Genomic DNA, 24,928 nt, shown 5'->3' with positions numbered 1-24,928 from the left:
ATTTTTTATTTTTCCTGCAAAAAATACCCTTTCATTAATACGAAACGCTGAAAGGTATTTTTACAGCCCCTGAGGAAAACTTTTTTACTTTTTCAGTTAATTGAATATTTGAAAGCAAAAAAACACTCACCTATTCCAGTGATATGCCTTATCAAAATTTTCTTATTTTGTTGTCTGTGACGCTTACTCAGAAACGCTTGCGTATCTGCTAAAATGTAATCGCCTGCAATTATATTTTCACGTGGGTGTGGGGGCGCTTTCTGCCCCCACTCAGGAAATACTGCTAAAATACATTTTAGATTTACCATACATACAAATTGGAAGTTATCTATTTCTCCTCTTCGTTAAGACCTAGTTCACTACATATTACTTGCTATCCCTGATACCTTATTCTTTCAACCAGCGTTTCCTTTTTCAGATTACTGCTTAAAACGCAGGAAAGTACAATCTGCAACAGACCGACCAAAAGAATCATAATAAGAATTGGTACGATTGGAACATGATAGGTATTCATTCCAAATATTCCATTATGTTTTGCATAGGAAAAAAGTGCATAGCCGAGCGGCAGACCAATGATCAAAGCTACGCATATGGTGCCAACTGTAAAAATCAGTCCCTGTAACTGCAGGCATAAATTTAATTGTTTATTTGTCATACCCACAGCCTGCAATACACCATATTCCTGCTTTTTTGTCGTAATATTCATAATCATGGTGTTTGCCATATTCATAAAACCGATGAGTCCTACAACCGCCATAAACAGATAACAGCCAAGCTTCATCATGCGGGCTGCGACTTCTGCATTTTGTAACTGCGCATGATAGGTATCCATTTTTATATGTGAAGATTTAGAAATCAAAGTATTCAAACTCTGTTCCACAGATGCCACATCTTTTTTATCACAGTCCACCCACAGATAGCCATAGGCTGTTCCTCTCGGATGCATGGAACGGTATACACCTTCCGGAATGACAAGATAAGTGTCAGCACCTACAAAGGATCCTGCAATCTTTCCCTGATAGGTATAGGTTCCACTTCCATTCTCAAAGTCAAATGCGATGGATTCACCCGGAGCATATCCATCTTGTTCCATCCACATCGACCAGCCAAAGAAAATTTCACCATTCTTTACCGCCTGATCATAGTCCATAGAGCCAATATCCCCGTCCTGGCGCATAAAATCAAAATCCTTTTTACTCACAATATCAGCCGGAAATCTTGTTCCGTTCAGATTTACAGAGACAATCTCTCTCGTCATGACATCTGTCACTCCCGGAATGCTTTTGATTTCTTCAATCAGCGAATCATTCAATGGATTATCCGTCAGAATCGTATCCAGATTATTCTCCGGATATCTTTCATCATACTCATCAGAATAGTCAAGCTGCAGTTCAAATTGTCCATGATTTATGTAACGACGTGCTTCATGCTCCGTGTCAATATTTCCCACATAATTAGAGATAGTCACAAACAATACGCAAGAAAAACCCATTGTGAGGATAGTACCAATAGTTCTTTTGGGATTACCCGTTACATTTGCCATTGCCATAGAAAATACGGTGACATTTTTTCTGCCATTTCGTTTTCCTTTTTTTTGTGTTTCTGCATTTTCTAAATACCGTGTTGCTTCGATAGGTGAAATCCGTGAAACAATTTTCATTGGTTTACGCAGTGCCAAAGCAACGGTAAGAAATGATACGAAAATACATAGAAGCATAACAGGCAGGGAAAACAGTGGCACCTGCTGATTTTGGACTCCCATAGAGCCAGTTTGGGTTGATACAAGGTTTCCCTGTTCTACCAGCCAGTTAAAACCGCATTTTGCAATCAGAAAGCCAAAAAGCAATCCAACCGGCATTGAAAAAATTGTCAAAAAAATGCCCTCTCTGAAGATCAGTTGTTTCATCTGCTTTTTTGTCGCTCCCAGAGCCTTGATTTTTCCATACTCCTGTATCTTGTTGACAATACCGACCTGAAAAATATTATAAATGACCACAACAGAGAAAAGTACAATTGCAAGAATCAAAACCCCGCATACCGCAATCGTTTCATAACTCGGCTGCAAGACCCATTGCAAATAGAGATCATTGACTATAACGTTTTTTTCTTCGATCCCACAAGCTGCTGCAATCTGCTTTATAACCGGTTCAATATTATTCATAGATACATTTGCAGAATCATTTAAAGTAAAATAAATATTATACTGTCTGTCATTCTCTGCGACGTGCTCATCATAAAACTCCTGTGACCCGAAAGCAACATAAGATGCCTCTATGGTATACTCATCCCGATCATATAGGATTCCGCTGACAACAAATTCTTCCGGCTTATATTCTGACTGCATCCCTGCGCGGTAATCCAGTGTAACCATATCTCCGACCTTTACATCATCATATCCCATTGCACGAAAAAACGCTCTTCCTGCGGCAATTTCCTGCGTTCCTCCCGGATACTTTCCTTCCTTTAATTCATATTCCTTATTATAGGGAATCATTTTTCTTGCAGTCTCATCCATGCAGACAAAACCACCATTTTCGTTGCCTTTTATGATACCTTCTGTACACATAATTCCTATTGTATCTATTTCTGCACGGCGGTTTACTTCTTTTAACTGCGAGGCATCTGCTGCGATAAACAAACCATAATTGCTTCCATATGAGCTTGCCGCCTGACTTTTCTGCAAACGGATCATTCCATTTCCCACAGTACTGATAATCACAAGCAGCATCGTGGTCAGACAGATTGCCATCATAATCAGTATGCTTCTTGTCCTGTTACTTTTGTCATTGCTATATGCAATCCTGCTTATTGTTTTCATCTGAAATCCACCACCTGTCCATCCTCAATCACCAAAATGCGATCAGCGACCTGCGCAATTTCGTCATCATGGGTAATCATTACAATTGTCTGTCCATATTTTTTTGCTGTCATCTTAAGCAGGGCGATTACCTCATCACTGGTCTTGGAATCAAGATTTCCGGTCGGCTCATCTGCAAATATAATTTCCGGACGATTCACCAGTGCTCTTGCAATTGCTACTCTCTGCTGCTGTCCTCCTGATAACTGATTTGGCAGATTATAAATCCGGTTTTCAATCCCCAGAGTTGTAATGATATCATTTACATACGCTTCATCCACTTTTCTTCCATCCAGCCCCAGTGGCAGTACAATATTTTCCCAGACATTAACAGATGAAACCAGATTAAATGCCTGAAAAACAAATCCGATTTTTCTTCTGCGGAAAACAGCAAGGGCATCTTCCTTCATCCTGTATAAATCTTTCCCGGCTAAAGTAACACTGCCTTTTGTAGGGGTGTCAAGCCCTCCAAGCATATGAAGTAATGTACTTTTACCGGAACCTGACTTTCCGACAATTGCGACAAATTCTCCCTGCTCAATCTGAATGTCCACCTGATTGACCGCTTTGACCTGATTCTCACCCGCGCCATAAAATTTACAAAGCTGCTTGGTTTCTAATATCACACTCATGTGTTGCCTCCTTTTTAATTCTGTAAAGTGTACCTTTTCAACCTACATCCAAATTGTATCAGGATAATCTTTCATTTCACTTTCAAAAAACGAGCAGAAGTCTTACAGAATTGTAAGATTTCTGCCCACTTAAAATTTAACCAACATATGGTAATTGAATCACAAACGTGCTTCCTTTTTTCTTTTTGCCGGAGGTCACCATGATTGTACCTCCGTGTTTTTCGATAATTTCTCTCGATAGAAAAAGTCCGATTCCTGTACCACTCTTTTCCATGACCTCCCTGGAACTTCCTCTGTAAAATCGTTGAAAAATTTTGTGATACTCATTCTGCGGAATACCAATTCCCTGATCCTCAATTTCCATTCTTACAAGATCGTTTCTTTTTTGTAACCGGATAAATATTTTTGAACCACACGGACTGTACTTGATTGCATTATCCAGAACGTTGATCACAGCTTCACCAAGCCACCTTTTATCCTGCATAATCGTGCATGTTTCCAGCTCTTTTTCATAGTCAAAAACGAATTCAATTTCTTTCTCATCCGCTTTAGGATAAGTTCGGTTCACAGCAGATATGACAGTATCCATAAGCGGAAGTTTTTTCTTATTAATCTGAATCAGTCCAGTTTCCATCTTGGATATTTCAAGAAGCGACTGCAATAATGTCTCCAGTCCATCCAGAGCACTCCGACAACGGATACGAAACTCCTCCTGTTCTGTGGCACTTAAGTCATTCTGCATCAGCACACTAAAACATGTATCCAAAGCTGCAACCGGTGTCTTTAACTGGTGAGAGATATCAGAAACCATTTCTTTCGTGCTCTCTTTTTCTTCCCGTGCTTCTTCCTTTAGCAGCTGAATATGATGTCCGATTGCTTCAAGCTGGTCATTCAATTTTTCCAGTTCTGCATGATTTTCTGTTTTCAGTAAATCATCAAATTTATTTTCACGGAATCTGATCAGAATTTCTTCCAACTGGTCTAAAATTTTCTGATGACACGCATCTTCTTTTTTCTTCCAATAAAATAAAAAAGTCAAAAGCAGCACGCATATCACAGTGCTTACAGCACCGGTCACCATAACCTGATGCCGGAATTGCATATAAAATGCATTCCCTTTATTTCCCCAGTATCCATATTGCTCCAATAATCGCCTTCCCTGTTCGTTCGTTTCAATATCCTTATCCTTAAGCAATTCCGAAACAGCATCCAGCCCGGAAAATTCTTCCTTTGCAGCAATCTCTGTCATAAGCTTCATTTTATATTTATAATCTTCATAAAACACATACGTGGTAAAGCAATTTAATATTGCAAACAATAATATGACAGGTAATACCAGGGAGAGCACTACTGTAATCTTCTTGCGATATCTCTTTGTCACTGCCTTACCTCCTGATTCCATATATACCCAAGACCTCTGATATTCTTTATATAGACCGGTGCAGCCGGATTGTCTTCGATTTTCTCACGGAGTCTTCTGATATTGACAGCGATTGTATTTTCATCCACAAAATCCCCTTCCAGATCAAACACATTTTCCAATATTTGTGTTTTTGAAAGAATCTTTTTCGGATTCTGAAGAAAAAAAGTCAGCATTTTCAACTCCGTTTTTGTCAGACTGATTTCACGACTCTTTATCAGGACTTTCATTTCTTCTGCAATAAATACGATATCTCCCGAAATCATCTTGCCGACTTCCGTTTTCTCCTGTCTGCGGCGGAAATGTGCTTCTATTTTCAAAAGAAGTACCGAAAGACTAAACGGCTTTGTAATGTAATCATCTGCCCCTGCTTCATATCCCATAACCTGATCCATCTCCTGATCTAGTGCTGTAAGGCAAATAATGTATGTATTATAATTGCATCTCATCCACCTTACAAATTCCAGTCCATTCCCATCCGGAAGATTCACATCACAAATAGTAACATCCACATTATGATCACTTGCAATTCTTTTCGCTTTTTTCACTGATTCTGCTGAAAAAACCTCATATCCGGATTTTTTCAGCGAGAATGTAATTCCACGATTTAAATTTTCATCATCTTCAACACAAGTATACCTGGCATAGCATATGCGCCTCTCTTTATTAACTATTCTCCTCGTTGCAACGCAAAAATTCTTTCCAACTTCAATTCTGCATTTTCTCTTTACCTGCGAAATATACAGATTGGAAACCTTCATGCCGGCATTATGTTCAGCCACATACTTCTTTATCTCATCATATGTAGCCTTAGTCTCTGCAGATGTTATATCCATATCATCAAGTTCAATCGTGACATTAATGTAATCATCCGGCTTTTGTTACAATTGGGACAAAGAACCACAGTCTCAATATTCCCCTGAACTTTGATTTTATACTGCATAGCGAAAGTATGCAATATATTTTCAAAGTGGGGTATAAGATTTACCCCCGTAAAATAACTACCCCTTCTAATCAATAGTTGCTATTATTCGATTTTTTAATCTTTCCGGAATTTCTTCCTCTGTTTCCCAAATGATTGTATTCTTTTGTGCTATGTCAAAATGTAGCCGCACATCCTTTTTACATAATTGGATCACTGGCTTTCCTAAGCCCATCGCATATCCTTCTTCAAAGTACGCTCCATTATTTTGATGCGACAAATCTACCACAACAAATTTACTATCTCTTATGTATTTTAATAACTCTGGAGTTATAAAATCATTATGTTCTACTTCATCAATAAAAATTGCTACATAGCCAGCTGACATTATACCTTGGCGTATCATTTCTCTGAGTTTTTTTGTATCATCTCCAAATTTCATGGCAACTAAAACATTTTTACCATTTGCAGTATTCTTCTGAATAGCATCTACTCTGGCATAACCTTCTGGTGATAATGTGATAGGTCGATCATTTTCTCCACCATTCCATGACTGTGGTGATAAGATGTAATTCCTATCAACTAAAAACTTTATCATATAATTCATCTGTGCCTGTATTGCATCATCAGTTCTCTTTTTATGATTACCATCTTTATAATCGTATCTATCAACAAAAAGGCAACTGATCATTTCCTCTTTTGGTAGTTTAACATATTCACCCATGTGCCTAATACGAGAATTCAAGTGAAGTAAAATATTATCCACTTTTTCAGCAAAGGTTTTTGGATACCAGTTTTCTACGTTTTCATTTTCCAATCTGACTGGATGCCCGTGTGTAACATCTCCATGTTCAAAATTTTTCTTGTACTCATCACAGCGCTCTTTACTCATGGTAGTAAAATATCTGTATTCTTTCATGCTTTCCTTAAATCCATTGTACAGTAGGTATGAACTCAAGTGATTCAAATTGAACTCTGTTAATTCTGCAAATTGCACATAATACTCATATCTGCCACAAATCGGACATGAATAAAAATATTTGACCGGGTCCATGGAATGTTGCATATATGCTTTAGCTCCACACACAAAACATGTTCCGTTGCTTTCCATTTGCTCTCCTCCCAACGTCTTCACTTTTGCGAAAAAGTATCCTTTCGCCAAAATGTGTATTTCTTATTCCCAAAAGCCTATCCCCTGGGGTAAACTCCAGTTATATCATCACTCTATGGAAACAGAAACACACATCTATTTTATTCCCAAAATGGCGAAATCCTTTGATTTATTGGGCTTTTCTCGACAGAAGGCAGACCATCTCCACATGCGGTGAAAGTTACTTCTTATACTAAATAGCGAAACCGTCACCTTTTGCGAAAAGGTTTATACCCCACTTAGGGGGATAGTGTTTACCCCTCTATATCCTGATCCTTCTTCATACAAGAAGTATACATCCACAATTTATCATCGTGTATCATTATCTGCTTCGCAGTATCGATGTCCATTCCCATATGACTAAACAAAATCATTATAATCAAACATTTTAACACATCTATACTATTACACATTTGTCCAAATGTCAGCACTCCATCACGATCAGGCTTATAATGTGAATAGTAATTTCTTGTTTTTACGATTGCACTAAAATATTTGTCTGCATTCGATTCTTTATATACATACTCGGTGTTTCCAGCCACTATAGAACCGTGTTCTTCGTCTAATTTCTTCAATCGTGTTTCAAGGGTAATTCGGCTCAAAAATCCTCCTTGTATCCATTGAGCAACTGTCTTTGGCTTATAAGATGAACCAGCTTTTTTGAACGGCTCACTTAACACCTTCTTTACATTTTCATCTTTTAGCTGCTCTAAAATTTCTATACCCAATTGTTCCGCTTTTTTCTCATCACCTGATATTCTTAGATGATAACCTTCTAAAATTTTTACATACTGTACAAACAAATCCTCTGCAAATATTTCTCTTTTTCTATTACTATTAAAGAACATCTGTCTCGGCAAAAAGAAATAATCATTACTATTAAAGAACATCTGTCTCGGCAAAAAGAAATAATCATCATTAGAAAATGTATACCAATTTTCAAAATAATTTGCTAATTCATCTTTCACCTGAGAATATTCCGTTCTGAATCTATCTATCCCGTTAAGGTGCCTTAGGTTATGCGAAAAATCTTCATTAAACCATATCCATGTTTTTAAGTCTTTACCCTCAATATTTAATCGAATATCTTTCGCATAAGAAACATACCCTATAAGCATACCAAAGAAACGCATTAAAATTTGTATATCTGCATACACTCTTTCATCAGTTACCATTTCCTCATATGACACATGAACTCTTGGATAGTTTTTTACCACATATTCTACCCTATCATTTATTTCCGGTGGCATAAACGGTGATGCAGGCCCAAATGATATTTCAATATGTGGATTTTCATTTTTTATAATAATAGGTTCTATTTTCTCTTCAATTGCAAATAACTCGTTCGCCTCTGTAAAACCTATTGACACACTATTTATTTTTAACCAATCAACAAGTTCTGGAATTTCAAATGAGAATGCACTAATATTGTTTATTTCAAACCCCTCTTGAAATCCTGCATTTGTCATAGCGACCTTCACTACTCTATATCCAATACTCATATTTAATGACCTATGTTTTGTTTCTCCAGGTCCTTTAGCATACACTTTTATTGGATGTTCTCCATTTGAACCTATAAAAGTACAAGCCCAAGGAATAGATTTACCTCTTACAAAAAATTCAATATAATCATTGTCTATAACTAATTCCCCAATATTATACTCTTCTTCTCCTTCAACCTTCCAACTACCTTGATGTCTCTCCAAATTATGCAATCCTCCCTTTCGTTCAAGCTATCTATTTTATTTTACCATATCACCTGTTTTTTTACCATCTGCAAAAGAGCAAGAAAAAAAGCCGATCAGGAATCGCAACTCCCAATCGGCATCTTTTCTTACTCCTCTTCATTTTTACATTCAATCTCCGTTCCGTCCAGAAACACCACCAACAATGTTCCATCCTCAAAAACCTTGATGTGGTCCAGTGTTTTCAGCATGAAGTCCGTATCCATCTCTGTCAGAGGTTCTGCTCCATCGGTGTATTCTATGAACTTCTCTGCCCGATAACCTTCTAATAGGTTCTCGCTCTGCAGCTGTTCTGTCCACTACTCCATGAAATCCTCTCGGTTCTCCACCAATGCGTTCCAAGCCATCAGATAAGCCTTTATCAGCGTTTCTTCCTCCACATGGCGGTTGACACATCCCATGACTCCTTTGACCTTGTACCGTTCACTGCATTGCCATACCTTACGGTCAACACCCGTGCTGCTCCGCCAGCCTTTCCGTGCCAAAACCTTATTGCAGTCTCCGCAAATTATCTTGGATGCAAATGGATTGCTTTCCGGCCGGTGGGAATAGGAGTTTGTCCCATGCTCCTCCAGATACTTTTTCCTGCGTTTTATTTCAAGCTGTACACATTCCCATATCCGCTTTGAAATGATGGCATCATGGTCATCCTCCACATAAAACATCTGTATTTCCCCCTTGTTCTGTGTACGTTTCTTGGTAAGGAAATCCACCGTATAACTTTTCTGCAGCAAGGCATCACCCTTGTATTTTTCATTTTCCAACATACTCATTAAGGTTGTGGACTGCCACTTCGTACCGCCATCCCAGTTTTTCACACCTTCCCGTTCAAAAATCCTCTTGATGTGATCGGTTGTTTTTCCGTCCAGGAATTCCTGATACAACCGAATTACAATCGGCTCCTGTGTCCTGTTGATTACCAGCTTCCCCGTTTCATCCGTATCGTATCCAAGAAAACGCTTTGTACTCATTTTGTGTTTTCCTGTTTCAAACCTTCTGCGGATTCCCCATGTGCAGTTCTCTGAAATGGACCGGCTCTCATCCTGTGCCAGTGAGGAAAGAATGGTCAGCAGCACTTCGCCCTTTGCATCGAGGGTATTGATATTTTCCTTTTCAAAAATAATCCCTATCCCCAAATCTTTCAACTCTCGCACATAGTTCAAACAATCCAGCGTATTTCTTGCAAATCGGGAAATGGACTTGGTAATAATCATATCTATTTTCCCCGCCCTGCAATCCGCAATCATACGGTTGAATTCATCTCTCTTTTTGGTATTGGTTCCCGAAATTCCTTCATCCGCATAAGTCCCTGCATATTCATAGAGAGGATTCTCGCTGATATAATTTGTGTAATAATTGACCTGATTCTCATAGCTTAATAACTGTTCTTCTTGGTCGGTTGACACTCGGCAGTACGCTGCCATCTTCAATTTCTGCACTGACTGTGCTGTTCCTGATTCCGCAGTCGAAATCTGCTTTGCTGGTATAACAGTAATGCTTCTTGCCATTTTTAACCACCTCCTCAATCACTGTCTGTTCCGTAATGTTCAAGCCTTGCAATTCGGCATCATCAATTCTTATCCCTTTGCATGCCTTGACTCCCTTTTCAATGTAGGTGCTGCAAAGCCATTGGATTTTCTTCTTGTAAACCTGTCTGCGCCGGAGTGTTTTTCCGCAGTAAGGGCAAATCAGCATTCCGCTTAAGGGATAGCGGTTTTGGAACTTCATTGTGTTGTCCTGTCCAATATTCCTGTCACGCTTTCTCTGCTCTCTGACCTTCTGTACCTGTTCCCACACCTCTGGCGATACAATTGGTTCGTGATTTTCCGAAATGTAATAACTCTGCACTTCCCCGTTGTTTTTCCTTGTATGGTTTCTTTTGTTTTCAGGGGTGTAATACTTCTGCAGATGAAAATCCCCTTTGTACTTTTCATTACAAAGCATCCCATTGATAGTCCCGCTTTCCCATGTGGTTCCCGTCACCGTTTTCACACCCAGGTAATCAAGCAGCTCCCCAATCCTTGACGAGCCGACATTCAGCAGATAAAGGTCAAAAGTCAGACTGACAATTTCCGCTTCCTTTCTGTTCACAATCAAATCTCCATATTCGTTTTTGTCATAACCGAGGAAGCGGGATGTGGTAATCATCACTTCTCCCCTCTCAAACTTCTTCCGAATGGACCATTTATTGTTTTCACTCATGCTTCTGCTTTCTTCCTGTGCAAAAGAAGCGAGGACGGCAAGCATCATCTCACCGTCCCCTGATAGAGTGTTAATGTTCTGTTCTTCAAAAAAAATACCGACACCTAGTTCCTTCAGTTCCCTTGCGAACTTTAGAACGGTGACGGTATTTCTAGCAAACCTCGATATGGATTTTGTAATAATTAAGTCAATCTCTCCTGCCCTTGCCTTTTCCATCATTCTCTGGAACTGTGGGCGGTTCTCACAATAACCGGATATGCCCTGATCAGCAAATACTCCGATAAATTCATATTCCGGATTTCCGGTAATCAGTCTCTTATAGGTTTCCATCTGGTTTTCAAGAGAGTCTTCCTGTCTTCTGCTGTCTGTGGAAACTCTGGCATAAGCACAAACCCTTTTCTTTTGTAAGACCGAAGCTGGTCGTTTGTTAATCACTTTTACTCGCACGTTACATTACTTCCTTCAAAAAACCTTTTCTTAAACTCCTGAATTCTTTGGAAAATGGCCTGTGCATCCTCTACCTTGTCAATGCACACCACTTCCACATTTCTCTTACTGCAAATCAGCATGAACTCCATAAACTGTCCCCAGTTACGGGCAATCGTGGCAGCCCTCATAGTAACCACCACATCAATCTTCTTTGCTGCGATTTCTGCTTTCAGACGATTAAATTCTTTTCTGTTCGGGTCTGCTCCTGAGGCTTCCTCAAAGAATATCTGCAAATCCCATTTCTGTTTTCCATATTCTTCTTCCAACCGCCTCATTACATCGTCCAGATATTTTTCATAATCTCTGTCACGATGGTTGACTCTGCAGTAAAAAGCCACCCTATTTATCGTTCCTGCAATCACCATATAAATAAGTACTCCTTTCGTTTTTGGTAGTATATAAATCACTCTAAACCCCTGTAAAGTCAAGCAATTCTACGGTTTCCACCCACTCTTTTTTCACTCTGTCCAAACTTGTCAGGAGCCGAAAAAAGCGACCGGACAGAAACCTGTTGTCTCTGTCCGGCTTATCTTTAAACCCTCTCGGTATAATCCAGTGAAATCCATCCGTCACGATTTTTCTGATAAGATTTCAGAAGTCCCCAAAGGCTCGCACCTTTACCTTCTGCTTCTTGTGTCCTTTCCGTCCTTACCTCCAAGACCGATTCTGACAAGCCAGACTCTCATGTAATATTTTTCATTTTCTTCGATGGTAGCCTTTGGACTTACTCTCTTTGCTTCCTTTGCCGTCTTTGCCATGCAAGCTGCCAATTCAGCATAGGCTCTCGCTTCATCCTCGTTCAGCGGAAATCCGCAGAAGCATATTCTGTCATCCTCAAAGGCAATCCCCTCTATACTTTCTTCTTCAGCAATCTGTATCACTTTCTCAAGCGGTATGTTTTCTTCCGCATCCAGTCTCTCTACCAGCTTATCGGAAATTCTGAACACCTTTTTTCCGACTGCTTTTTCCAAAAGGTACTGTTTGCTGTGAATCATGTAAATGAGGTTTTTAATACCCTCTGCTGTGAATCCCTCTATCGGAATCTCAATGTTAAGTCTGTCTGTTTCGCCTTCAGCAAGACCTCTCGCTACTAATTCATTCTGCATGGTAAGTGCTGCCTCCTCGGATTCATGTTCCACGTTGCCATCACGATCCACTGTATACTCCCCGACCTTGTATCCAAAGGATGGTGATCCCTGATATTTTGCTTTTACATTAAGGATTTCCTCCATCGCTTTTACAACATCTTTTCTGTTTTCTGCTGTTGTTTTTACCTTCATTTGCTTTTCCTCCATTCAATTTGGTACTACATATATCACTCTGAATGGAGGAAATAGCAAGTTATTTATTCACTAATTTTCCCGTAATTCCGGCAGTGACATTGCCACCGCAAATGCCACAGTAGCGATCACCGCATTCCCTGCAGACCAGATTTTCCACCCCGACGCAGCCACGGACGGTTGAAAAAACAAAAACTGTTATTGATGCTACAGGAATGTGATGAGCAAGAGGCAGCCGAGATTCTTCCAGCAATTGAATACCTCTTAGCACTCATACATAAAAGAAGTAATTCAAACGAGTAAAGGAACCAGCTAATCCGTTGTGATTCTGGTTCTTTTCTTTTGGTCGCCATCTTCAAATCTTACTTTTGTAATATTTCAATTATTACGCAAGTAAGATTTCAAGTCAATATGTTTTTTCTGAAATTGACAACCACATAAATAACGTCTATAATATATTTATTACAGCTGTAAGATTTAAGGAGGGATTTGAAATGAGCGATTTACCACAGATTTCTGAAGCTGAATTTGAAGTTATGAAAATCATATGGAAACATGCGCCGATCAGTACCAATGAAATAACAGATAAATTATTACAGACCACAAGCTGGAGTCCTAAGACGATACAGACTTTAATCAAACGTCTCGTAACAAAAGGCGTTCTGACTTATGAAAAACAGAGCCGAGTATTTGTTTACACCCCAGTTGTAAAAGAAAATGAATATATCGGCCAGGAAAGCAACTCTTTTCTGGAACGCTACTATGATGGAGATATCACTGCCATGCTGTCTGCATACATCGAAAATGACAGACTGTCTGAAACAGAAATAGACACACTCCGCTCCCTTCTTTCCAAGAGGTCAAAAAAAGGAGGCAATTAACGTGGCTAATTTTATGATACGCTTTTCCCTATGCAATGTGTTTATCAGCGGTATCATTGAAATCCTTTTGCTTGCCAAACGGATATTCAAAAACAACCTGTCCAGCCGGATGCAGTATAATCTGTGGTTCCTGCTCCTTGGGTTGCTGGCAGTTCCCTTTATACCGTTCCGTCTCATCGGATTTCCACAAATCTTCTCGTGGCTTGGTAGCTTAAGAAGCTCCCCTGCTTCCGGCACTGCAACCGCTATGGGAGAAGCTGTGGGAATTCATCCGGTCGGAAATACAGACTGGATGAATGATTTCGCACTTTCTGTAAATAGCGAAACACCATCCATTGCCGGATACATATTATTGGGGATATGGATTATAGGCATTTTTGCAATGATCATATTAGTAATCAAATCCTCACTCCGCCTACGCAATTTGGAGAAATCTGGACTTCCCCTTCAGAACCCGGAAGTACGCAGACTATATCATCGATGTTTGGAGGAAATGGGAATTCACAGAAATATCCCTGTTTACAGTACTGCATTTTTGAAATCCCCGATTATTGTGGGACTTTTGAAACCATGTATTTATCTGCCGATTCATCTGATCTCTGATTACAACGAATCCGATATGCGATATATGCTGTTGCACGAACTGCAGCACTATAAGCACAAAGATGCTGTTGCCAGTTATCTGATGAATCTTGCTGGGGTAGTATATTGGTTCAATCCTCTTGTCTGGTACGCACTGAAAGAAATGCGTAATGATAGAGAGGTTGCCTGTGACACTTCCGTTTTGAAAATGCTTGAAGAGGATGCTTACGAAGATTATGGCAATACACTGATTAACTTTGCAGAGAAGGTTTCACTTACTCCTTTTCCGTTTGCCGCCGGTCTTGGTGGAAACATGGAGCAGATGAAACGAAGAATTATCAACATTGCCTCTTATGAGAAACCGACATTTATGAAAAGAATAAAAGGTATGACTGCATTCATGTTGACTGCTGTTCTTCTCCTTGGATTCGCACCTTTTATTTCCACATACGCAGCAGACGGAAGCCACTACCAATGGGATTCCTCTTCTGAGAATGTTTCCTATGTAGACCTCTCCACATACTTCGGAGAATACGAAGGCAGCTTTGTGTTATACGATTTAGAAAATGATGCATGGAGCATACACGACATGGAGCATGCCACCTTACGAGTTGCTCCAAACTCCACCTACAAGATATATGATGCCCTGTTCGGATTGGAAGAAGAGATCATTACACCGGAAAATTCGTTCATTGCATGGAATGGCGAAACCTATCCATTTGAAGCATGGAATGCGGATCAAACTTTACAGTCTGCAATGAATTCCTCCGTGAATTGGTATTTTGAATCTGTGGACGAACAGCTTGGAGCCGCTAACATTTCCAACTATATTGAGGAAATTGGGTATGGAAACGAAAATATAAGTGGTGATTTCTCCACTTATTGGATGGAATCTTCCTTGAAGATTTCCCCAATAGAGCAGGTCGAACTTCTAACCAGGCTGCAGAATAACAGCCTTGGCTTCGCCCCTGAAAACATCAATGCAGTAAAAGATGCCATCTGTCTTTCTTCTTCCGATGCCGGAACATTCTACGGAAAGACCGGAACCGGCCGTGTGGATGGTCAGGATGTGAACGGATGGTTTATCGGTTATATCGAAACTGCAGATAATACATACTTTTTTGCTACCAACATTGGTGCAGACAGCGATGCTACCGGAGGCAACGCAACTGAAATAACCATGTCTATCTTGTCAGACATGAATATCTGGAAATAAAAATATCGGGTAAAGGTCATAGTCGTATAATCCTTTGCCCGTTTTTTTTATTTTCACTTTATGCATAAAAGCGTTTCAACTATCCAGTTCTATACGTCAAGAATTAGATTTATTATTGATGTATTCTACAATTTCTCCAATAAAAAAAGATATCAATGTCCCAATTGAAACATACAAACTATCTCTATCACCTAATGATTCAATGAAGATTGAAAATATAAACGTAAAGTTACTATACATATAATCATAAACGTAAAGTTACTATACATATAATCATAAAAAACGTATTTCAGAGAACCTATCAAGAGCATCAACCCGAAAGAAATTAATGCATATATTAGACACAGCAAAAAGCTAATGTCAATGCTGCGTTTGACAATGATTTTTCCCATAAAAAAACCTAAAATAAAAACCCCAATATCAATATATGTATATATAATTAAAAAGCCCAAATAGGCTAAGGCAGCATTATATTTGGGAAATAAATAAAAACAAAGAAAATAAGCTAAAGCCACACATACAAAATATACTAAAAATGGAGAATACGTTCTAACAAACTTTCGCATAAAAACACCTCACTTCACATGTAGATAATCGAATTAAAATCAAAAGCTTATCTTAATTTATTTCATAATACTCTTCACTTCCAGTCGCTGACCATGATGTTTTACCGCTACTAACCACATCTTTTGTAGACACATTATAAGCAAATATATCAAGAATTTCTGCCTCTGAGATATGCCATGAACCATCTGCGTTTTTCTTACTTCTGTACCAAACATATAATTCGCATTTTTCATTCTCCGAAAGTCTGTCATATACAAGATATTCTATTATTTCCTCATTCTCATTTAAGATAACTCTAGAATTTCCATTCGCACCGTATGATATCATAAAATCACATCCTTCGTCTGCGAAGTATTGTTGATATATAGTACGATATCCATCATATATTTCATTTGTTTCCATTAATGTCACATAATCACAGATCGCAGGAATAGAAATATCATCCTCTTTCATATTTTCCATTAATTCATCCATTAAATCGTGTTGAATGACAAAACCATTATCCTGTGAACTGAATATTCTAATAGTCTTTCGTGGCATCATTCCCTGCGGTCCTGCCCCTGTAACATAGTTTATGATGACAATCACATCCTTTGCACCATCTCCATCTATATCCTGAAATCCAACCGCTTCAACACTATCAAACATTCCTACACTATCATTCTCTGTACTATTATTTTCATAACACTCCGGAAAATAATATATAATTTGATTGTCTTTTGCCAGCACAAATGAAACATCTTCCCAGAGCGTTTCATAAGTCGGCAGATAAGATACAAACTGTACTTCACCCCAATCATTCAATTCTACATCAAAGGATTGTTCAGTTATAACCCGGCTTTCATCTAATCTCTCTCCTGATGGATATTCTACTTCAATATCTGCTACATCTGTCAATTGCTGTATTTCTTTCGTACCATTGAAATATAAAATGACTTGTTCATCAAATTGTTCTTCACCTGATAGAATTATTTCTACATAATCCTCATGCCAGGTAACCTTCCAACAGCTGCTACTGATGCTTGCACCGTCATTGTGCAATTCAAAATCTGTTTGCGATATCTTATCTTCGCCTTCTTTAAGGACTAACCGTCCACTTGCTGAACCAAAAGGCCATTCCAGTTCTCCAACAGCTTGAAGTATCACTTCATATTTTTTATCTGGTGAAACGGATGTATCGCAAGTTATCTTCTTGTAATTTACCGTATGCGAAATGCAACACAAAATACTACAAACAGTGCAATGAGCGAGCCCATAATACATAGCATAAATTTTTTCATTGATATAGCCCCCTTTTTAATGTCCTCGTATATCCAGTTCTTTCAATAGAGAATTTTCGCTTTCCCATGAATATACAATGTAATATCCGGCGTCATTTATTTCTTTCCCAAAATTCAGAGTTTCGTGGTCAATCACATCAATAGACTGTCCTTCCTGAATTTCCACAAGATACTCCCATTCATTGTTTCTGTGATCCGAATAGTAATCATCCAGTTCTTTCAAGGACAACTCGCTCTGAATTAGAATCGCACCAAAATATTGCATCCCGTTTCCGTTACCTGTCAGCTTCCCTGCCCGTGATATTGACTCTATCAGTTCCGTTTTCTCTGGCAGTGGTGTTTCACATAATTCCTTTTCCACTTTATAGGCAATGTTATTATTTATGAATGAAATGGATATTACTCCGCCTATCAATACAACTGCTACCAATATTCCAACTAATTTTAATTTTTTCATGTGTCCTCCTTTCTTACATCCCGTTCCTTTCTAACACATCTTCTATTGCGTCAATTGCTTTTTTTGCAAAATTTATCTTTGTATCACAAATCAATTCATCATTATCGGATATTTTTATCTCTGCAATAATACGGTCATTGCCTTCTACATATTCCGTATTGCCGCCTATAGTCATCCAAATGATTTCTACATCTTCCTGTGCTATTTCCCCCTCTATTTCTACTGTAAATTACACCCCATCGAAAAACGCTGCTTCTGATTGTGCATTTATAACTAACTTATTTTCCTGCTTATATATTTCAATAGAATTATATCCCTCCTCCGAACTAATAAATAATTCATCTCTGTTTACAGGAATAACAAATATTTTTTCTGGTTCATCTGTATTCTTTTCAAACAAATAAACTACAACTACTACAAGCATAACAACTGCTACCAAAATTCAAACTCTTCTCAATTTTTTCATTCCATCCTCCTTTCTCTTACATCCGTAAGATTACCATAGAATACCACTATTATCAAATCATTCTTCTGTTGCTATTCACGGATTCGGTATTGGTAATCTGGTATGTCCATTATTCCATCATTCAGGATTTCATTCCCCAAATACTGAAAACTACCATCCTCTGCAAATCTTACCGTAAGTTCGTGGGTTATGACTGCATCATCGCAAATGACCATATCGCAAACTGCCTCAACTGTTAATGTGACTGTTCCATCTTCATTTTCTTTGATATCGACAACCTCTGGCAGAGAAGTTCCAAAGAAAGTAGGTGCGTAATTAAAACATCCAAGTCTCGCCCAAAGATAGGTCTGATTTTCCTCATCAAACGCTGCGTACTCCCGTATCTGCTCTGCTGTTATCGGAAGATACTCCATAATCAGACTTTCGAACTCTTCTTTAGGAATGCCATTGGGATAATCTTCAGAATTGAACTTTTCTCCATATTTCATTCCATACAGATATTCAAACATTCCGTTATAATCCAACTCACTCATATTTTCTGCATTCCAATTAGAACACAAAAGATTCTGTCCCTGATAACCAAGTCCCTGAACACAACGTTCAGACATTTCACGCTGTTCTTCTGTCATTGGCTTTACTCTGATTAGGCAGCTTCCATCCACGATTTCACTGACCTCTGGCGGCTCCGGCACACATAACTCATAACCGAACCACCCTTTCTCCGTGTACTTCCATTCTTTGATTCTGGTATAGGAAATATAGGACATTCCCGGCTTGTTATTGTCATTCCATATACCTCCTGCGCTTACAACATACATCTCTGTTCCGTCAAAAATAAATTTCATTCTCCCTATACCGCCATCACCATGTATCTCGTAAATTACAACAGAACCACTTTTCCCATCCGTACACTCTTCAAGAAACCGATCCACACTTTCATAATTTTCCATATTGGAGTATGTTACCAAAGTGGAAACTGGACATCCTGTTTCCATTAACCTTTTCTGCATTTCCAGAACCGTTTCATCATTCAGAACCACATTGGATGCTGTCCCTTTATCTGCATCCTTATAAATGTCAAAAATAAGTTCCATCATTTTTTTGCAGTCATTCGCAGCTTCTTTTTCCTCCTGTTCATCCACTGGAAGTCCATAGCCCTTTTCCCACTGCTCTGCAGCTTCTTCCTCAGCGCTTTTTGTTTCCTCCGTGGAAGATACTTCTTCCGTATCTTCCACAAGAGTTTCACCCACAACACTCTTTTCTTTTCCGCAGGCACATACGAAACACCCAATCAGAAATACCATAATCAGTAGAATACTTTTTTTCTTAAATAAAACCGTAGGTTTTGTTTTTACCATTAAAATCATCCTTTCGTTCAAAGCACATTTAGTGTGCTTTTGCTATCGGCGGCAGTTCCAATTCTATTTGCTCTATGGAATTAGAAAGATATCTGAACATTCCATCTTCAAATGGTTGGACCACAACCGTGTTTCTAAAAGCGAGATCGGAATTATAATCCGGCCATACTCCATCAACGATAAGCGTAATTGTTCCATCCGCATTTTCTGTATAATCAACCACCTCTCCAAAGGGCGGATATGGGCTGGCATAAATCATTTCATATTCATAACTGTTGCTGCCCTCATCATATCCACAATGCTCTCTCAACTGTTCCACCGATACAGGAAAATAGGTGGTCATAATCTTTTCAAATTCCTCTGCCGAAATTTTCCAATCTTCCGTTTTCAAATTTTCACCTGTATAAATCCGATAAATATCTTCATACATACAAGGCTTCAGTATGTCCTCCACATTATTACTGTCCCAGTTTGTGACAAGCACGTTGTAATTCACATAGCTTAGTCCCGATATGTATTTTTCCGTCAATTTCCGGCAGTCTTCCGGAAGTGGTTCTATTCTCCAATACTGTCTCAAACTTGCATGTGCAATCACATATTCATATGCATAGATAAAATACCCTTTTTCAGTAAGTTTGATTTCAGCCACATTACTTACCGAAGTTCCCTGTATTTCAGGCACTCCACCTTCCTTCCAACGAACTCCTATATAATAAGTCTGCAACTTACCTTTCCGATAAATAAAGGTAACTGCTCCAATCAGCCCATCTCTATGCACTTCGAATACCGTAACCATCGAGTCCCGTCCATCCAAGTAATCTGCATAGAATGCTTCGATTGCTTCATGATTTTGCATAGCAGTATCTTCTTCAACACTTACCAGACCTCTTTTTCCCAAGGCTTCCACTACGGCCTTTCTCTGTTCGCCAGAAAACTCACTGATACCGGAAGAATAGTTTGCTGCATCTGCAATTACGAAATCCTTATATATTACGCTGACTGATTCGGCTGCTGACAACACCTTACTTTGTAATTGTTCCTTTTCCTCATCTGAAATGAGGCAATCACTGGATTGTGGAATGAACCAATATGCTGACTCTGTAGAAGTTTCCGCATCTTCTTCTATTGATGCTTCACTATTTTCGATTTCTGCAGGAGGCTCCCATACTTCCTCTGCCACTTTTCGTTCCTCTGTATGCAGTTTTCCCCAACAGATCACCCCGGCTATAACAGCAAACAACAATATCAAAATTGGTAGTCCACACTTTTTAAGCAACCAGTTCACATCTTCCATCATTCGCCTCCATATATTTCTTCCCATTCTTCGGCTGTCAAACGAGGGGTATTCCATGTTTCTCTGTAATTGTCCTCAGACGGTATAATTCGGTTAGACACATACTGTACGCTTCCATTCTCCAATGGACGAACCACAACCTCGTGGGCATATACCTTGGAATCACCCGCATAAGGAAACACCACGTTGGCGGTCAGCGTAAGTGTTCCATCGCTGTTTTCTGTAAATCCGACTACCTCTGAATATGGGTATTCCGGATACTCTACTTCCTCAAATCCTCTCGGTTTATATTCATAGGTTTCATCCTCTGCATAATAGATGGTTTTGGACTGTAATGTTTCACTATCAATATTGAAATATGCCATGATGACGCTTTCAAAGTCATCCTTGGGAATTCGATAAACAGCACCAACTCCCAAATTGTCATCTGCAACATAAGGGGTGTATGTCCCATTTATTTTTTGATAAAGAAGATCATACATATCATAGAAATTCAAATCCCCAAAATCATCCTCGCTCCAATCTACAATGAACATATTATTCTGTTCAAAACCGATTGGAAGAAGATACTTCCGACTCAACTCTCTGTATGTTTCATCCAAAGGCTGTACCCGTAATGCGGTATGCTCCTCCGCTCCGCTCAATGTCAGTACATATAATTCTTCCGAAAACCAAACTCCTGAAAACATAAGATAACCGTCTTCTGTATAATTCCAATACTCCGCCTGATAACTTCCTGTCACCTCTCGTTTCATGTTTCCGTTTTCGTACTTATAATAGCTTCTGACCACATCCACATTTCCGTCTTTTGTTTTCAAATCATATTTTACAAATCCGCCCAAGTAACTGACCTCAATAATTGTTATTTCAGCCTCTTCCTGCGTATCCACCATTTCACAGAACCACTCTACCTGCTCTGCCTCAGTCATATCAATCTGATTTCTGCTGTCAACAGCCGGATATCCATTTTCTCCAAACTGATTTACAATGCTGCGAATCGTTTCCAAATCATCTATCTTGTTTTCTTCTGCTGCCTTCTTATAAAGATCTATACAGATGTTTATAATTTCTTCTGCGTTCTCCTGAGGTTCTTCTGGAATAGTCTGAATATCAATTACTGTTTCCGAAACTGTATCTTCTTCCGGGGGTGCATCGCTGCACCCCGAAACACTAAGCATCAGTACAAAACTAATTACTGCTAAACCACTCTTCCAGAACCAGGCTGTCTTTCTTAACAACATTTCCACTTCCTCCTCTTCCTTTCACATCTTCTACCATGCTGATAATCAATATAGGACGTTCTACCGTTTTTTCTGCTGTAAAAACTGCAAACCAACCTAATTCAGTACCGGAAGTATCATCTTTTGATGCCTTGATTTCTGCTGTACCCGTTTTCCCTGCCAGAACTATGTCATCCCGATAGGCTGCGTACCCTGTTCCATGAGAATCGTTTACAACCTTTTTCGTTCCCTCCAATACCCGACTTGCGGTTTCACTGGAAAACGCTCCTGATATCCAATACTCTGCAGATACTTCGTTCTGATAGACCAGATAAGGTTTTATGATGTTCCCCTCATTACAGAAAGCAGAATAGATACATGCCAAATGTAATGGATTCACTAAAACCTGTCCCTGACCGTAACCGCTGTCTGCCAACTGTATTTCTGTTTCAATACTTTCTGAATTGGAATACTGCGACTTTGCCATTTTAATCTCAAATGGCAGCTCCGCATTAAAGCCAAGCTGTGTCAGGGAACTTTCCATTTCCTCATAACCAATTTTTAATGCTGCCTTTGCAAAATAAATATTATCGGAATAAATCAAAGCGTTCTCTAAAATAACTGGTTCATATGCATGAAGGGTAGTTACATAATAAGACCCCCACGATGCATCTTTTTGCCAGCTTAAGCCTACGTTCCCGTAATCTTCCATTGGATCGATTGCTCCTAATTCCAAGCCGACTGCAGCGGTAATTGGCTTGAATGTAGACCCCGGACACCACACTTGCCGGAACCGATTATACATTGGCTTATTCTCATCCTCATTAAGCGCAGTCCACTGTTCACTGGACAATCCCATAATAAAATCGTTATTGTCATAGGACGGTGTGCTGACCAAGGCCAATACCTCTCCGGTATAAGGATTCATGGCCACTGAGCAGCTTTTATCTTCCTTAAACTGTTCGTACAAGGAAACCTGCAAATTGGCATCTATCGTAAGCTGAATATCCTGCCCATGCTGTACCAGAATACAAGCCAGTTCCTCCTTCTCTTTGCCTTCCGAATTTACAATGTAAATCCTGCAACCGTTCTGGCCTTTCAGTTCACTCTCAAACAAGCCCTCCATTCCGCTTCTGCCGATTACACTATTGGCTGTATAGCCTTCTCCTGCATGTTCCTCTAAATCTTCCGCAGTAACGCTTTGAACATACCCGACCAAATGTGCAGCCGCTTCTCCTAATGGGTATTCACGCACTTCAACATCAGATATCATCACTCCGGGAATTTCCAGTAGCTTTTCATGTCTTTCCTTTTCTTTCAGCACCTCTTCGTCCGGTTCAATCTTCATCAACTCGATTTCTTCAACCCTCGGAATGGTTTTTATCGGCACAAAGGAGTCATCCTTTACCCACTGTGCCGACAGCATCTTTTCTATCGCTTCCGGAGTTGTTTCCAACAGTTCTGCAATCTGTGCAATTGCTTCCTCTCTGTTTTCCACCTTGCCCGGAACGATTCCAACCGAAGAAGCTATACCTTTTCCTGCAAGGACACGTCCGTTCCTATCCAAAATTTCTCCTCTTACTGCCTGTGTAGTGGAAACTCTTACTTTATCTGTAGAAGTCAGATTCGGAAAAATCATGGAATCATCCCAAACCAACTTATATCCATCTTCGCCCTTTAGGAAGAGTGCTTCATTCTCAAAGCTGATAGTTCCTGCAACTGTATCAAAAGAAGTCTGGTAGGTTACCGCCATTTGCTCCTCATCATATGCAATAATCTGAACAGCCATATTCTGGACTTCTATACCTTCATAAATAGCTGAATTTCGAGTTACAAAATCCTCCTGACTGACATTCCCCGATGCCTCAATATGTAGCATCGCATACATTTCTTCATATTCCTTTTTGGGGATATGATACATGTACTCCACCAGAAGTTCTTCCGGTGTCCTCCAGGCATTTTCTTTTGTTTCCAACATTCCTGCCACACTTACTGCAGAAATTACCACAGCTATTCCTATAACAGCAATCGCAATCCATAGGAGCCTGCTTCTTGTTTTCTTTCGCTTGTTTCTGCTTTTTCCTTTCTTCATATTGACCTCCATTTATTTTCATTGCTGATATGGTCATATTCTATTTTCAATTTACACTATATCTTCAAAATATTACATTCGTAAGATTCTGAGGCAAAAAAATTTCACTTTGCTTGGTATATCGTACTATGCATTCCTCCTTCCTTTTTATTACATGTGTAAGATTTCGTGGTAAAAAAATTTCGTCCGCAATCCTTCTGCACTTGTGTAAATATTACATCAGTAAGATTTGGAAGTCAAGTTATCTTTATATAAAAAGGCTCCTGCCGAGAAGTATCATACATTTTCGCAAAAGTGATACCTTTTAGCAAAAGCCTATTATTCAGCAGAGTCTTGCACCACCCCACTGTTTCAATATTCAAATGTTTCATTCAAAAAACCGGAAAACACACATCTATTTTCTTTCCTTAATATCCCACAAACCGCAGAAAATCAAGGTTTCTTTGAAAGCAGACAAACGGTTTCAATATTCCCCTGAACTCTGATTTTATACTGCATAGCGAAAGTATGCAATGTATATTCAGGATTGGGGTAGTGTTTTACTTTTTTGATATTTCTTCACATATTTTTTAACTCAAAAATATACTTGTTCTGCCGGGTATTCTGTTCTCATAATATTTCGTAACGTATCGAAATTAGTATTTCTTAAACGCCTTCCAGTTACATTTGTTTGCAAATAAAGTATATAGTCCTGCAAGTTTTGAAAATTTTCATTTTGAACATTAATATCTTTCCGTAAAAAACTTCCTATCGCAGTATTTACAGCTTTGACCTCATAATTTCTCACATTCCAATATGGATGTAATTCTAATTTTTCA

At 39.1% G+C, this 24,928-nt stretch carries 20 protein-coding genes and 1 pseudogene; 2 read left to right on the top strand and 19 right to left on the bottom strand.

All coding sequences use genetic code 11. The features are described 5' to 3' along the window. Positions 1-373: 373 nt before the first annotated feature. The 10 genes and pseudogenes from DW059_RS10995 to DW059_RS10950 all read right to left on the bottom strand — a co-directional run bounded on the left by DW059_RS10995 (position 374) and on the right by DW059_RS10950 (position 12,697). A complete protein-coding gene (locus DW059_RS10995; RefSeq protein WP_117698803.1) occupies positions 374-2,818 on the bottom strand; it encodes an ABC transporter permease in 2,445 nt (814 codons plus the stop codon). Next, positions 2,815-3,489 (bottom strand): ABC transporter ATP-binding protein, encoded by a 675-nt coding sequence (locus DW059_RS10990; RefSeq protein WP_117698802.1) that lies wholly within the window; start codon positions 3,487-3,489, stop codon positions 2,815-2,817. Before DW059_RS10990 ends, DW059_RS10995 begins: the two co-directional genes overlap by 4 nt. 136 nt (positions 3,490-3,625) lie before the next feature. Next, complete coding sequence (locus DW059_RS10985; RefSeq protein WP_117698801.1) at positions 3,626-4,891, bottom strand: sensor histidine kinase; 1,266 nt, start codon at positions 4,889-4,891, stop codon at positions 3,626-3,628. Continuing rightward, positions 4,867-5,555, bottom strand: a pseudogene (locus DW059_RS10980) (response regulator transcription factor). Before DW059_RS10980 ends, DW059_RS10985 begins: the two are co-directional and overlap by 25 nt. 364 nt (positions 5,556-5,919) lie before the next feature. Next, positions 5,920-6,942 (bottom strand): hypothetical protein, encoded by a 1,023-nt coding sequence (locus tag DW059_RS10975; RefSeq protein ID WP_242986217.1) that lies wholly within the window; start codon positions 6,940-6,942, stop codon positions 5,920-5,922. A 293-nt stretch (positions 6,943-7,235) separates the two neighbouring features. After that, a complete protein-coding gene (locus DW059_RS10970; protein WP_117698800.1) occupies positions 7,236-8,687 on the bottom strand; it encodes a HEPN domain-containing protein in 1,452 nt (483 codons plus the stop codon). Positions 8,688-9,025: 338 nt separating this feature from the next. Then, on the bottom strand, positions 9,026-10,150 hold the full coding sequence (locus tag DW059_RS10965; RefSeq protein ID WP_330408395.1) for a recombinase family protein: 1,125 nt from the start codon (positions 10,148-10,150) through the stop codon (positions 9,026-9,028). After that, on the bottom strand, positions 10,095-11,375 hold the full coding sequence (locus tag DW059_RS10960) for a recombinase family protein (protein ID WP_117698799.1): 1,281 nt from the start codon (positions 11,373-11,375) through the stop codon (positions 10,095-10,097). Before DW059_RS10960 ends, DW059_RS10965 begins: the two co-directional genes overlap by 56 nt. Further along, positions 11,366-11,782, bottom strand: a complete 417-nt coding sequence (locus DW059_RS10955; RefSeq protein WP_117698798.1) for a recombinase family protein — start codon at positions 11,780-11,782, stop codon at positions 11,366-11,368. Before DW059_RS10955 ends, DW059_RS10960 begins: the two co-directional genes overlap by 10 nt. A 252-nt stretch (positions 11,783-12,034) precedes the next feature. After that, positions 12,035-12,697 carry a phage terminase small subunit P27 family gene (locus tag DW059_RS10950; protein ID WP_242986215.1) on the bottom strand — a complete coding sequence of 221 codons (663 nt, stop codon included), beginning with the start codon at positions 12,695-12,697 and terminating at the stop codon, positions 12,035-12,037. A gap of 494 nt (positions 12,698-13,191) precedes the next feature. Between DW059_RS10950 and DW059_RS10940 the strand changes: the two genes are divergently transcribed. After that, positions 13,192-13,578, top strand: coding sequence for a BlaI/MecI/CopY family transcriptional regulator (locus DW059_RS10940; RefSeq protein WP_117698797.1), 387 nt, complete (start codon positions 13,192-13,194; stop codon positions 13,576-13,578). A gap of 1 nt (position 13,579) precedes the next feature. Further along, positions 13,580-15,376 (top strand): BlaR1 family beta-lactam sensor/signal transducer, encoded by a 1,797-nt coding sequence (locus DW059_RS10935; protein ID WP_117698796.1) that lies wholly within the window; start codon positions 13,580-13,582, stop codon positions 15,374-15,376. A 618-nt stretch (positions 15,377-15,994) separates the two neighbouring features. Here DW059_RS10935 and DW059_RS10930 read toward each other — a convergent pair. The 9 genes from DW059_RS10930 to DW059_RS16215 form a co-directional block, all read right to left on the bottom strand. After that, positions 15,995-17,089, bottom strand: a complete 1,095-nt coding sequence (locus tag DW059_RS10930; protein WP_242986213.1) for a hypothetical protein — start codon at positions 17,087-17,089, stop codon at positions 15,995-15,997. Between the two features lie 150 nt (positions 17,090-17,239). After that, positions 17,240-17,680, bottom strand: a complete 441-nt coding sequence (locus DW059_RS10925; protein WP_117698795.1) for a hypothetical protein — start codon at positions 17,678-17,680, stop codon at positions 17,240-17,242. Positions 17,681-17,693: 13 nt separating this feature from the next. Continuing rightward, complete coding sequence (locus tag DW059_RS15935) at positions 17,694-17,855, bottom strand: hypothetical protein (protein ID WP_158552113.1); 162 nt, start codon at positions 17,853-17,855, stop codon at positions 17,694-17,696. Between the two features lie 54 nt (positions 17,856-17,909). Next, positions 17,910-18,119: a hypothetical protein gene (locus DW059_RS10920; protein WP_117698794.1), complete on the bottom strand. Its 210-nt coding sequence runs from the start codon at positions 18,117-18,119 to the stop codon at positions 17,910-17,912. A 98-nt stretch (positions 18,120-18,217) separates the two neighbouring features. Beyond that, a complete protein-coding gene (locus DW059_RS10915; RefSeq protein WP_242986211.1) occupies positions 18,218-19,504 on the bottom strand; it encodes a DUF6070 family protein in 1,287 nt (428 codons plus the stop codon). Between the two features lie 28 nt (positions 19,505-19,532). After that, positions 19,533-20,798 carry a DUF6070 family protein gene (locus tag DW059_RS10910; RefSeq protein WP_117698793.1) on the bottom strand — a complete coding sequence of 422 codons (1,266 nt, stop codon included), beginning with the start codon at positions 20,796-20,798 and terminating at the stop codon, positions 19,533-19,535. Continuing rightward, positions 20,798-22,039 (bottom strand): DUF6070 family protein, encoded by a 1,242-nt coding sequence (locus tag DW059_RS10905; protein WP_117698811.1) that lies wholly within the window; start codon positions 22,037-22,039, stop codon positions 20,798-20,800. The genes DW059_RS10910 and DW059_RS10905 overlap by 1 nt, the downstream gene beginning before the upstream one ends. Continuing rightward, positions 21,987-24,110, bottom strand: coding sequence for a penicillin-binding transpeptidase domain-containing protein (locus DW059_RS10900; RefSeq protein ID WP_117698792.1), 2,124 nt, complete (start codon positions 24,108-24,110; stop codon positions 21,987-21,989). The genes DW059_RS10905 and DW059_RS10900 overlap by 53 nt, the downstream gene beginning before the upstream one ends. A gap of 574 nt (positions 24,111-24,684) precedes the next feature. After that, positions 24,685-24,928: hypothetical protein (locus DW059_RS16215; protein ID WP_207659159.1), on the bottom strand; the 244-nt coding region annotated here is incomplete at its 5' end.

Origin of the sequence: Roseburia sp. AF42-8 (assembly GCF_003435965.1) — a bacterium.
Lineage (GTDB): Bacteria > Bacillota > Clostridia > Lachnospirales > Lachnospiraceae > Roseburia_C > Roseburia_C amylophila.
The sequence above is the reverse complement of the archived record's forward strand: the minus strand, read 5'-3'. Positions and strand labels throughout refer to the sequence as shown.

Bases quoted from the DNA above. Each gene is read 5' to 3' on its own strand.
- DW059_RS10995 (WP_117698803.1), bottom strand. From the start codon at position 2,818: ATGAAAACAATAAGCAGGATTGCATATAGCAATGACAAAAGTAACAGG.
- DW059_RS10990 (WP_117698802.1), bottom strand. From the start codon at position 3,489: ATGAGTGTGATATTAGAAACCAAGCAGCTTTGTAAATTTTATGGCGCG.
- DW059_RS10985 (WP_117698801.1), bottom strand. From the start codon at position 4,891: ATGGAATCAGGAGGTAAGGCAGTGACAAAGAGATATCGCAAGAAGATT.
- DW059_RS10975 (WP_242986217.1), bottom strand. From the start codon at position 6,942: ATGGAAAGCAACGGAACATGTTTTGTGTGTGGAGCTAAAGCATATATG.
- DW059_RS10965 (WP_330408395.1), bottom strand. From the start codon at position 10,150: ATGGCAGCGTACTGCCGAGTGTCAACCGACCAAGAAGAACAGTTATTA.
- DW059_RS10955 (WP_117698798.1), bottom strand. From the start codon at position 11,782: ATGGTGATTGCAGGAACGATAAATAGGGTGGCTTTTTACTGCAGAGTC.
- DW059_RS10950 (WP_242986215.1), bottom strand. From the start codon at position 12,697: ATGAAGGTAAAAACAACAGCAGAAAACAGAAAAGATGTTGTAAAAGCG.
- DW059_RS10940 (WP_117698797.1), top strand. From the start codon at position 13,192: ATGAGCGATTTACCACAGATTTCTGAAGCTGAATTTGAAGTTATGAAA.
- DW059_RS10925 (WP_117698795.1), bottom strand. From the start codon at position 17,680: ATGAAAAAATTAAAATTAGTTGGAATATTGGTAGCAGTTGTATTGATA.
- DW059_RS15935 (WP_158552113.1), bottom strand. From the start codon at position 17,855: ATGACTATAGGCGGCAATACGGAATATGTAGAAGGCAATGACCGTATT.
- DW059_RS10915 (WP_242986211.1), bottom strand. From the start codon at position 19,504: ATGGTAAAAACAAAACCTACGGTTTTATTTAAGAAAAAAAGTATTCTA.
- DW059_RS10910 (WP_117698793.1), bottom strand. From the start codon at position 20,798: ATGGAAGATGTGAACTGGTTGCTTAAAAAGTGTGGACTACCAATTTTG.
- DW059_RS10905 (WP_117698811.1), bottom strand. From the start codon at position 22,039: ATGTTGTTAAGAAAGACAGCCTGGTTCTGGAAGAGTGGTTTAGCAGTA.
- DW059_RS10900 (WP_117698792.1), bottom strand. From the start codon at position 24,110: ATGAAGAAAGGAAAAAGCAGAAACAAGCGAAAGAAAACAAGAAGCAGG.